The sequence below is a fragment of the Phocaeicola faecalis genome (assembly GCF_021730445.1).
In the GTDB taxonomy this organism is placed as follows: Bacteria; Bacteroidota; Bacteroidia; order Bacteroidales; family Bacteroidaceae; genus Phocaeicola; species Phocaeicola faecalis.
The window spans coordinates 104,393-117,244 of record NZ_JADNRM010000012.1; the positions used below are offsets into that span (position 1 = coordinate 104,393).

General features: G+C 42.4%; 3 protein-coding genes and 1 pseudogene. 1 reads left to right on the forward strand and 3 read right to left on the reverse strand.

The annotated features are described in order from the left end of the window. The first annotated feature begins 254 nt into the window (after positions 1-254). Entirely contained in the window at positions 255-4,283 is a 4,029-nt protein-coding gene (locus IR173_RS12195) for a hybrid sensor histidine kinase/response regulator transcription factor (protein ID WP_237039872.1), read from the forward strand. Between the two features lie 203 nt (positions 4,284-4,486). On the opposite strand, the gene IR173_RS12200 is transcribed toward IR173_RS12195, so the two are convergent. The 3 genes and pseudogenes from IR173_RS12200 to IR173_RS18150 form a co-directional block, all read right to left on the reverse strand. Continuing rightward, positions 4,487-6,283: a RagB/SusD family nutrient uptake outer membrane protein gene (locus tag IR173_RS12200; RefSeq protein ID WP_237039873.1), complete on the reverse strand. Its 1,797-nt coding sequence runs from the start codon at positions 6,281-6,283 to the stop codon at positions 4,487-4,489. Positions 6,284-6,297: 14 nt separating this feature from the next. Next, complete coding sequence (locus tag IR173_RS12205) at positions 6,298-9,489, reverse strand: SusC/RagA family TonB-linked outer membrane protein (RefSeq protein WP_237039874.1); 3,192 nt, start codon at positions 9,487-9,489, stop codon at positions 6,298-6,300. Positions 9,490-11,516: 2,027 nt separating this feature from the next. Next, positions 11,517-12,623, reverse strand: a pseudogene (locus IR173_RS18150) (glycoside hydrolase family 88/105 protein); the annotation flags it as partial. Positions 12,624-12,852: the final 229 nt, after the last annotated feature.

Genomic DNA, 12,852 nt, shown 5'->3' on the forward strand with positions numbered 1-12,852 from the left:
TGCACACATTGATTATTTACAAAGCTTTGGACACAAGGAATTGAACAAGTTTGTTTCAAGAAAGTGTTTTGACCGGTTTGTTTTCGGCAGGTATACTTATCAATTCAAGGACAGCAACCGTCTATACAATGATTGAGCGCATTTCTTTCCATAAACTTTTAGATGCATTTGCAGCTTTTTGTTTCTCATCGTTTTTATTTTGATTAATTAATAATTAAATTTGTCCCGCTAAAAAGACCTAAAACAAATCTAATATGAGAATAAATGTATTCTGTATCCTCATCTTCTGTTGTGCTTTCTTTTGCTATGGGAATCATATTCACTTTAAGCATATTAATGTAAAAGAGGGTTTGTCGCAAATCACTGTGCTTTCCATCTATCAGGATGAGGTAGGAACATTGTGGTTTGGCTCCAGTGAAGGACTGAACAGATATAATGGTGACAAGATAGACATCTATCGTCCGTCGCAAAACAGCAATGGACTTACCCATAATGAAATCAGTGCCATTTGCGGAGACAAAAACGGAAGCATCTATATCCGTTCCATCTATGACCTGATAAAGTTCGATATAGAAAAAGAAAAGTTTACCTGCATCCTTCCCAATGCAGTCCATACCATGTATTGCCATAAGGATACGTTATGGATTGGGCACCAGAATGAATTGCAATACTATCTGAAGAGTGACGGAAAGGTGCATCACGCAGCCACTCTGGAGTATAAATTCAATGTCGGAAATTCATTGATTATAGACCAGGATTACATCTGGATGGGGCACAGCCAAGGCGTCTCACTGATATCCCGCAAAGACTATAAGACAATTAAAACCATCACCGGCATTTCCCATATTTCTTCTATCTATAGAGACAGCCGGCGAAATATGTGGATCGGCACTGTGCAGGACGGCCTTTACCGCATCAATCCGCAGGAGGAGAGAACACATTACACAGACAGCAACCGATTGTCCAACAATCAGATAAGGACGGTTCAGGAAGACAACAATGGACATATTTGGGTAGGGACTTTCAATGGTCTGAACCATTACGACCCTGATTCCGACACATGGACCGCCCACCTTCATCAAGATAATATAGACTATGGACTCAGCCATAACTCTATCAACTGTTTATATAAAGACCGTCAAGGAACGATTTGGATAGGAACTTATTTCGGCGGAGTAAATTACTTTAACCCCGATACCAACACGTGCCGGTTTTATGGCTCGGGGACAACAGGAAACCATTTCTTAAGTTTTCCTTTTGTCGGTAAGATGGTAGAAGATGGGGAGGAAAACCTTTGGATATGTACAGAAGGAGGAGGACTGAATCTCTTCAACCGAACGACTCAAACCTTTGAGAAGTTCTCTTATCATGCCAACGGACTTCCCGGAACGGCGCATAACAATATGAAATGTATCTATTATGCCAAAGAGAAAAACAAACTATACATAGGTACGCATACCGGCGGTCTCGCTATTTTCGACATTGCTCGGAAACAGTTCCGCACGCTGACTCCCCTTCAAAACAACCCGACTTCACAAGCCGGCAATATCGTCAATGAAATACAGCCTTATAAAGACAAGCTTATTATGCTGACGCAGGCAGGTGTCTATCTTTTCAATCCCGAACAAGAGACGTTCTCTCCCCTCACCCGCAATGAAGATATCAATGAGCAACTCTCCCGCCCTTATCAGTTTGAGACCTTTCTTATCGACAGTAAAGAAAGACTATGGCTGGCCGATTCAAAAGGAGGACTTCTGCGCATCCACATAACGGACAACAGTCTTCACCGTTATTACACCAACGCGCAAGATTCTTCCTCCATCGGTAAATTCAGAATAGTGAATATCATGGAAAACAGCAAAGGCGAAATTTATTTCGGCACTATCGGCTCAGGATTATTCAAATATATCCCCGATAGTGACTCCTTCTGTCAATATGGACTAGGCAATAACGCATTGCCCAGCGATTATTGCTACTATATCTGTGAATCTCCCATTTACCACCATCTGTTGATTCTGCACAGCAAAGGCTTCTCTCTCTTTGATTCCGAAACCGGTAAAAGCAAGCATACATACAATTTATTTCAAATGGGATATTGCCAGGGCTCAAGCATTTATTTCGCACAAAATGGAGAAGTCTTTATCGGCGGAGTAAACGGCATGCTTTCTTTTTTTGAAGAACAGCTCTACCACACCAACCATGATTATCATATTTATTTTGATCAGTTGTGGGTGCATAACACACGTGTACTGCCCGATGACGAAACCGGAATCCTCCCGCAAACTCTCTCGCAGGTAAAAGAAATCAGGCTTTCGCACGACCAGAATAATCTAATCTTCGAGTTCTGCTCCTCCAATTATACGTTGAACGAAGACGTAATTTATGAATACAAATTAGAAGGTTTCTCCGACCATTGGATTCCTACCCAGTCACAGTCTATTTCCTACACCAACCTCAGTCCGGGCATGTATCGGCTAATAGTTCGCGAACATCAGGGTTCACACAGCATCAGCCTCAACATCTACATTGCTCCTCCTTTCTATGCCACTTACTGGGCGTTTATGATATATGTGTTGTGTCTGATTGGTATCATGTACCTCATTATCCATATCAAGACTAAACAAACCCAACTTCAGGCCTCACTGCAATTTGAGCGCAAAGAAAAAGAACGCACAGAAGAACTGAATCAGGTCAAACTGAGATTCTTTACCAACATCTCACATGAGTTCCGCACTCCCCTCACACTGATTATCGGACAGATTGAGGTGTTATTGCAGCAAAATAAACTTGCTCCGACCATCTATAACCGCATATTGCACATCTATAAAAACGCATGGCACATGAGAGATCTCATTTCAGAACTTCTGGACTTCCGCAAACAGGAGCAAGGATATCTGAAACTGAGGATTGAACACAAAGACATCATTCCTTTTGTAAAAGAAATATACATATCCTTTTATGAATATGCGGCTACCCAGCAAATCAATTACCGGTTTGAATGCCCGGAACAAGAACTCAAACTATGGTTTGACCCGGTACAACTGCAGAAAGTCATATTCAATCTGATTTCAAACGCCTTTAAATATACCCCAAAAGGAGGTAAAATCAATGTGACCATCAGCAATACAAACACACAGGCTCATATCAGTGTAAAGGACAATGGCTCCGGCATTCCACAAGAAGCTGTCAGCAAAATATTCGAACGTTTCTACCAACTGGAGAATGGCGCCAACAAATTCACGCTCGGCACAGGAATCGGGCTGGCACTCTCCAAAGGAATCATCGACCTTCATCATGGAAGTATTCATGTGAAAAGCGAACCGGGCCAAGGAAGTGAGTTCACAATCTGTCTGCTAAAAGGGAACTCTCATTTTTCACCTGAAGACATTGCACATACCCGCCTGACTACGGATGACAACAGAGACACCGGCAAGTTGCTCGACCTGGCAGAGATGCCCATCGAAGAAGCTCCTCCCACCACACCGGATACCGACAGCGGAAAACCTGTGCTCCTCATAGTGGAAGATAATGAAGAAATGCTGGATTTACTGAAGAGCATATTCGAATCCATGTATGAAGTGCACATCGCCCTGAACGGCAAGGAAGGATTGCAAATGGCATATCAGGTACATCCCAGCCTCATTATCAGTGATGTGATGATGCCTGAAATGTCGGGCAAGGAATTATGTTATAAGATAAAAAACAGTATCGAACTATCTTATATTCCTGTCATACTGCTCACGGCACAAGCGTCCGAACAATATACAATAGAAGGATATATGTTTGGGGCAGACGATTATATCACCAAGCCCTTTAATGTGAAAATTCTCATAGCCCGTTGCAGCAACCTCATCAAGAACCGGCAACAAATGCTGGAACGTCTCAAACAGCCTATCGCCAACAAACAGGAGGCCCCGGACACCATTAATGTAAATGACCGCCAACTGTTGGAAAAGGCAACGCAGGTAATCAAAGAGAACTTTGAGAATCCGGAGTTCGACATGAACCTTCTCGCCTCTGAGCTTGGAATGGGACGCAGCAAACTATATACGAAATTAAAAGAAATCACCGGACTGACTCCCAATGAGTTTACTCTCAAGTTGAAATTGGAGGAAGCAATGCATTTACTGCACAATGCACCTCATCTCAATGTAACGGAGATTTCCTACCAGCTCGGATTCTCTTCGGCCAGATACTTCAGCAAATGTTTCAAAACATTCTATGGTATTGCTCCTCTGAATGTACGCAAAAACAATGATTCTCCCGCCAAAGAAGATAAGTAAGGGGTTGTGTCAAAACGTGGATAATGCTGTCGTTTCATTCGTAGGGGGCGAGGTCCGCTCGCCCGAAAACAGTTTGTTTTGTGTCTTCGGGCAGGCAAACCCTGCCCCTACAGCTGACGATTGGATAGGCCGGTTTAGTTTGGACACACTCCCTCACAACCTAACAAAACCTAACCTTTTACCTCAACAATCAAAATATATATTTAATCCCAACCCGGATTCTGTGTTATCTCTTTGTTCTTACCGATTACATTAATAGGTATAGGATGATAATAATGCTTATTTTCATCAAACGAACGGTTTTCCCAGTCAGTGCCGGCAAACACATCAATATAATGTTTTCCGTTCAATTCAAAAAGCTTCACACGGCCAGGATCAGCCTTTCCTTCAGACGGATTGAAACGGGGATTGTCAAAATCCGATGGTTCAAAACGCATGCCCAGTACACGGTTTGCCAAACGCTTTCCCCATTTCCAACGCATCAAATCCTGATAGCGAGTATCTTCAAAACACAGTTCCACACGGCGTTCACGACGAAGCTCAATAATTAGGGCAGACAAGCCTTCACCCGCATATTTCGGGTCCATTACAGGATTCAGTGTCAAGTGAGGCATTCCGGCACGGTCACGAATCACATTGACAGTCCGGGCTAAATCAGACTGAGTAACGGTTCCCAATTCAGCTTTTGCTTCTGCCAAGTTCAACAAGACTTCAGCATAGCGCAATAATGGAGCATCATGTGTCTCATTACCATAGCCTTTCATGTCTTGTTCAGCAATATAATGTTTGATAACATGATAACCTGTAGCCGATTCCCAACCTGTCATTCCTGCTACACGAGGGAAGATAAACTTGTCTTTATTGTACAGAATTTCCTTTGAATGACGTGGATCAAGCACAATCTGAGTCAAACGCGGATCACGGTTGTCCAAGACATTCTCATACTCATCATCATTAAAAGTCTCGCTCAAAGCAACAGGTTTGGCAGTTCCGTCCGGCTCTATACAAAGGAAATCGTCAACAAAATCTTTTGTAGCACCATTGCCCGAAGCAACCAAATAACCGCATAAGCGATGGCCCAACAAACCGGCTACATATTTTCTAAACAAAATCACTTCCTTATTATCAGTCAAATCATCACTGGTAAATAAAGTGGCATAGTCTTTATCAGGATTTCCGGTGTTATAAATTTCATATTTCTTCATTGCCATCAACGCTTCAGATGCTTTCACGGCTTCCTGCAAGAAGTTTTCATAATCACCCAATCCATGATATTTTCTATAAGTACCTTCGTAAAGGCAAATACGTGATTTCAATGCCAATGCTGCACCTTTTGTCACACGCACCCCTTTATTACCCCAGTCTTCCGGCAAATAGTCGCAAGCCTTATTGATATCTTCCAGAACATGGTCCATCACTTCCTTGCGGGGAGTACGCGGCCCATACAGTTCTTCAGAATCCGTATTCAAAGGAGTAGTGATATAAGGGACATCGCCATACATCTGTACTTTATCCAAATAGAACCATGCACGGAAGAAATAAGCCTCACCCGCATACCTGTTTCTGATATTTTCTGCTATTCCCACTTTCTCATAATTAGCAAAGAAAGTGTTGATGCGGCGCAGCAAAGTCCAATACCACCCTCCGGCAGTCGGGTTATTGGGAACCGTCTCTTTCCCGGCAGCAATCTTTGTATACGAAGTATGGTTTGAGTTACTCTTCGAAACATAGTTATCAGTCTGTACATCCTTCCAGAAATAATCCGCATAACTACTATTCCATGCACCCAGGGTATGTCCTACCATAAAACGGTAATAACTGTCATTTCCGGCTTCATTGTAAATACCGTTATTATAGACTTCAAGGTCACTTTCGGTCTTCCAATAGCTATTGTCATTCAAGTCGTGTGTCGGATTTCTATCCAAAAAGGAATCATTACAAGAAACACACATCAATGATACAGCCGCTAAAGCTGCTATATTTAATATTATTTTTTTCATCTTGTCTACTAAATTTAGAATGTTACGTTTAATCCGAATGAATAAGTACGCTGGAACGGATATACCATAGTACCATTCTTACCCGCTGCTTCAGGGTCGTAAGCTCCCTTCACATTGGTGAATTCAAACAAGTTTTCAGCACTGAAATAAACACCTGCTTTTGCAACGTGCAAGAAGCTCAACCATGATTTCGGGAAGTCATATCCTACTGTCAGATTCTTCAGACGACAATAAGAAGCATCCTGCAAATATTTGGTTTGCTTTTGTTGGTTCTTTGTTTCACGTGCAATAGGACGCGCAAAGTATGCGTCGCGATTGTCTTCAGACCATGAGTCCGTAACAAACCATTTCTGAGTATTATAATACTGTGTTGCCACCGGCCAGAAAGGTTGTGAACTCGGCCAGAAATCACGTTTGCCGATACCCTGGAAGAAGACATTCAAATATACATTCTTATAAGACATATTAGCAGTGACACCATATTGGTAACGCGGAGTAGTGTTACCGATTACTTTCAAGTCACCATGGTCGTCTAATGTATTCGAACCGTTGTTTATCTTATTATTTCCATCCAAATCTTTATACATGATATCACCGGGAGCCCAGTTAGCACCTAACTTAGACTGGTCTGCATGGTTTTGAACATCAGCATCCGACTGATAGAAACCTTCTGTCTCATATCCCCATATTTCGCCAATCTTCTGACCCACATAATAGTCACTCAATGTTTCAGTCGGATTTTCATATTTAGTAATTTCAGCCTGTGAATCCGAAAGGATAAAACCTAAATCATAAGAGAAATCATTACCAATACGGTCATTCCATTTCACAGAAACTTCCCAACCGCGGGTGCGCAACTCTGCTTTATTGGCAGGAGGCGCCGTTGTTCCCAGCACTTCAGGATATTCCACCTTAACAAGCATATCCGATGTCGTTCTCTGATACCAGTCGAAAGAGAAGTCCAAGCGTTGGTTCAACATGGTAAAATCAAGACCGACATTAAAGGTAGAAGCTTTCTCCCAAGTCAAATCGCTGGACACCAATCCTGCCGGATTGATATATAAAGATTTCTCACCGTCTACAAATAGCCAGTTTCCTGCTGTACCTGAAGCCATAAAGGGAATATACGGATAATATTTAGTATTGCCCGACCAACTGCTGGCTGTCAATAACTGATTACCCAAAATACCGTAAGAAGCACGTATCTTCAAGTTGTCCAACCAAGAGCGAGTCGACTCCATGAAAGATTCTTCCGACACACGCCATGCTCCCGAGAATGAAGGCAGGAATACAAAACGATTATCAGAAGGGAAACGGGAAGTTCCATCGTAACGGCCGTTCACTTCAAATAAATAACGGTTATTATAGATATAATTCAAACGGAAGAAACCGCCACGCAAAGCCCATTCATAACCACTTTCGCTAACAGTCTGCATACCGGTTCCCAAACTCATTGAAGGTAAATCCTGAGATATCAGGTTCTGACGTGTAGCAGTAGTCGTATTATACTTGGTCAGTTCCTGATTGAAACCCAGCATGGCCTTCACATAATGTTTTTCTGCAAAAGTGTGTTCATAATCTGTGTAGGCATTGAAAGAATAATAGTCTTTATTACCGTTCACCCACGAATAGCTGTTGTTATTGGTATTACCTTCTGTCTCAACAAAAGCATTGGTAATCATATCCACTTTCTTACGATGCTCTGCACTGCGGCTGTAATTCAGATTGTAAGTAAAGTCCACACGTGCATGCCAGTCTTTGGTAAAGGTAAAGTCGGCACTACCGGTCAACCAGATATCATGTACTTTCTTCTTGTCACGACCGCCCTGTTCCAACAAAGATATAGGATTTTGGTCATCAAAGTATTTACCGGCATATTGGTCAAGTTCCGGATAACGTGCATCGCCTCCCCACGGACGAGACATACGTGTCGGAGTTGAAAATACCATCTGCTGCCAAACATCATCTTTATACTTATGAGGTTTATCGGTAGTAGTATAGTTATACAAAACTTTAGCACCCAGTTTCATCCATGGAGTAGTCTGATTGTCGACAGACAAACGGGTATTCAAACGTTGGAAACTATCTTCACCCACTTTGTACATACCCGATTGGTTTACATAACCTACAGAAGTATAGAATTTAGTCTTTTCATTACCACCCGAAATATTTATATTATGACGGTGAGAAGGAGTATACTTCTTCAGCATCAAATCAGTCCAGTCAGAATGACCATAATAATACATGGTACCGTTCAGCACTTCATATTCAGGATTGTTAGCAGGGTCATTTGCATAATTCTTCATTTTTTCCACCGTATCCGGATTATACATCACATCCAGATTGGCATTTGTCATTGCCCGATTTACAAATTCGGCATGCTCCCAACTTGTACCTACCATTTCCGGCAATACTGTCGGTTTGGAAAATGCCACATTACCGGAATAAGACACAGTAGTCTTCATATCCGAGCCTGCATTCTTCGTTGTTACCAGAATAACACCATAAGCAGCACGTACACCATAGATGGCAGATGCAGCCGCATCTTTCAATACCGTAACGTTGGCAATGTCATTCGGATTAATCATATCGAGATTCATCTCCACACCGTCAACCAACACCAGTGGGCTACCACCGTTAATAGAAGTAGTACCACGCACATTCAGTGTCGCTCCGGTACCCGGCTCACCACTACTCGGCGTAATCTGCAAGTTAGGTATAGTTCCCTGCAATGCGCTGGTAGACGAAGTGATAGGGCGTGATTGCAAGACTTTCGCATCGACAGTTCCAACAGAACCTGTCAGATTTACTTTCTTTTGCGAGCCATATCCCACCACCACTACTTCATCCAAAGCCTGGCTGTCTTCTTTCAACTTGATAGTAAAACTAGTTTGATTTCCGACTTTAATCTCCATACTCTGATAGCCGATATAAGAGATTTGCAGAATAGCTCCTTCGGGTACATTACTCAGGGTAAACTTCCCTTCAAAGTCGGTTATCGTACCGTTTGTTGTGCCTTTTACCATCACATTCGCACCGATAATAGACTCTTGTGAGTCCATCACCACACCGGTAATAGTCTTACCCTGTTGTGCAACAATGGCTACTGACGCCACATCCGGTTTAGCCGGCTCCAAAGATGCCTTCGCTGCATCCGGGCTTGCAAATACACTTACATTTGCCAACAGCATTGATGTAGTGCACATTAAGAATCCTTTCTTTCGTAAAAGCAAAGAAATCTGTTTTGATGTTTTTTTCATAATAATAGTTCAAAATTCGTTAGTAGTAAACTTTTTAACAGCACAAAAATAGGGTATGCCCCTCATTGGAACATACCCTTTTTTTGAGTTCTTTGTACATAAATTAACCGAACGGACTATTTTATACACAACTATGGACGCGAAGGATACATTGTCAACCGAATATTACCACTTTGCAATGGTTTCTTCAGGCGGATACCAATACGCGTATAAGCAGGAGAGTTCACTTCAACAGTCTCCGAATTAAATTCTACCACACCCGGAGCTTCAATATCCACCGTCATTTTTTCTCCGTCCAACACCAATTCCAAGCGATTGCTTCCTATCACCTTCCATTCGGCACGAGTCGTAATAGCCGTTTCAAAAGAGATGCCGGATGCCGCATCAAAATAATCTTCAATAACGAAAGTTCCTTCTCCGGCACGATTATATGTAAAGGTACGTATCAGCTTTTCCAGTTCAGGCACCGAAGTAGCATACGCTGACGTATAATCAATCTGAAAAATATCCATACCGTCAGTCAATTCTTTCTTCAATACCACTCCCTGAGCCTTCTTGCCCGATACCTGACACTGTCCGTTAATAAAGGGAACAGGATGACCGAATGAATTTTTAATAGGATATTTATAAGCATTTCCACTAAAATAATCACCGGGATAAGAGAAAGGGCCACCCATATCGCCTGCCATCGTCTGGCCGCCCATCACTACTGCATAAGAGCCTACATCATTATGATTATGGTTTTCTGCGTTGTGTCCTCCCTTTACAGATACCCCCAAACGGCAAGCCGAGCCGGTAGCAGGGCGGCTAATGATAATGCCCGCTTCATCATAACAAGAATGGAGTTCGTCTGCTTCAGCTTTCAATACCTCTTGTATTTCCGGAGTCATTTCCACCTTCCAAGCCTGGCGTGGGAACATACCGATGGTGTGCAATGAAAGATTATCCATGTCGGGTATTTCATATTTTTCCTCATAAGGAGCAGTGCCCAACACATTATCACAATAGTTCGTAATAAACCAAGAAGGTGAAACACCGGCACGGCAGTCGGCATAAGCAGGGCAAACCTGATTCATTATCTGTATTTTCTTTCCATATTGCGCAATACGGGCAAACTTAGGAGTACGAAAAAAATCAATCTTCCCTTTCGTAGCACGGCAAATTTCTTCACGCAACAAGATAAACGAGCAGAAACCATAATTATAATATCCTACCCCTTCACTGCAATATCCGTCATCACTGTATCCTTTCATTCCATATACATAATATTTCTCGGCAGCAGCTACAAAAAAAGCACGTTCCTCTTTGTCCTGCAGCAAAGTGAGTGCTGCACCCGTCACACCGGCCAAACACACCGAGTTCCAGTTATTCGTGACAGTAAACCAATAAAAAGGTTTTGTTTCTTCCAAACAACGATAGATTGGACGGAACACCTTCTCACGGAAAGCGCACATCGCCAAAGCTTTCGTCTCAGCCGGCAAACGGTCATCCAATAAATAAATACATTGTGCCAATGTATTTCCGGCAGTAGCAACAACCAAGTCTACATAATAATCCGTTCCATGATAGTTATGCAAGTTACGGTCATGCGCTGGAATTGACCAAGGCTTCTGACGGCAGAGTTCTTCCACTCCTTCACAAATCGCCGGAATGAAACGCCGCTTATTCTCCAAACATTCCGCCAATACTAATCGCCACAAATATTGATAACGAGCATTCATCATATTCTCTCCCGGCAGACGAATCTCAGTCTTATTAAGATGCAAATAAAGCGAATCTACAAAAGGCGGCATTCCATCCTTCAGACTACGATGAGCCTCTTCAATTAATTTTCGGGCTTCAGGAGTATTCTTCATTTTATCCCAATAGGCACGGTCTTTATAGGTAACTCCGATACCTTCCGGTTTTTCTGGTAGCATGGCAGCTATCTCACGGATACGTTCTACCGGAATGTTATTACCATGCAGCTCATCTTTTGCCATCCGGTAAACCTCTGTACCTGCCAGCAAAAATGCACCCGGACCATACACCTCTGTCATTTCACGGGTTACTTTCTTGGGATCGGCACCTATAGGCTGCACATAGCCCAACTTACCATCTTCCTCTATTGCACCTACCAAGGCTTTCCAGCCTTTTTCCACCGCCGGAAGAAATTCTTCCTCCGCCAACAATCCTTCATTAATACCGTATGCCAAAGCATAAACAAAAAATCCGGAGCAGCTGGTTTCCGGAGAAGAATAAGAATGAGGATCCAGCATACTGGCTCTCCAAAATCCGTCAGACTGTTGCAAAGCTACTACACGGGTAGCCAGTTCCACAAACAAGTTCTCATAAAAAGTTCTGTATTTATTACCTACAGGAAGTTCACGAAGAATTTCGACCAGTCCTCCCAGCACCCATCCGTTTCCTCTACCCCAAAACACCTTCTCGCCATTGGCTTCTTTTTGAGTAAAGTAGCGATGGTCTCTATAAAACAAATGGGCATCCTTATCATAAAGGAACTCATAAGTCTCTTTATACTCCTTATCCATAAAACGGAGAAATTTCTTATCACCGGTAATGTTATACAAACGAGCATAAACCGGCGGAGCCATAAATAAAGCATCACACCACGTCCATTTTTCCAAAGTGGAAGCATCACCATAATCCAACAAGAAAGACCCTTTAGAAGGATGCGCCATCACCCATTCGGCACGAGCCTTTGTAGGAATCAGCATCTCTTCCTTTCCATATTTACGATAAAGATCCAAATAAGTTTGTGCCACACAGATATCATCTGCATGATACATTCGTTTATCCACTTGCCAATAATTACGTGCTCCCAAACGTCGCAACCATTTAAAATAAAAATCATCCTGATTTTCCTGCTCCGCCACGGATGCCCATTTAGACAAGCCCAGATAGAACGTAGCGTTTACCCAATTCAACGGATCATAGGTAACTTCTTTCATGTGGGCTATTTGCCAATCGGCAACACGCCTCATTGATTGTCTTACTTCTTGTTTTGAAAAAGAATTTTGTGCATAAGAGCAACATACTATCCAGCACAAAGACAACAAAAATGCTATTCGTTTATTCATAATAATATTTATAGGTTTTTATTTCTACAAAATTAAAGCTTCAGGTATTCTTTATGTAGCGATATTGTCCTGAGTATATACATTTATAGTACTTAAACGATATTTCTCCCCCCATTCCAAGCTGTATGAGCAGTATAAATACAAAAAAAGCCTCCGAATCATTTGACTGACTCGGAGGCTTTCATTAAAACGGCAGCTACCTACTCTCCCACTGTTACGCAGTACCATC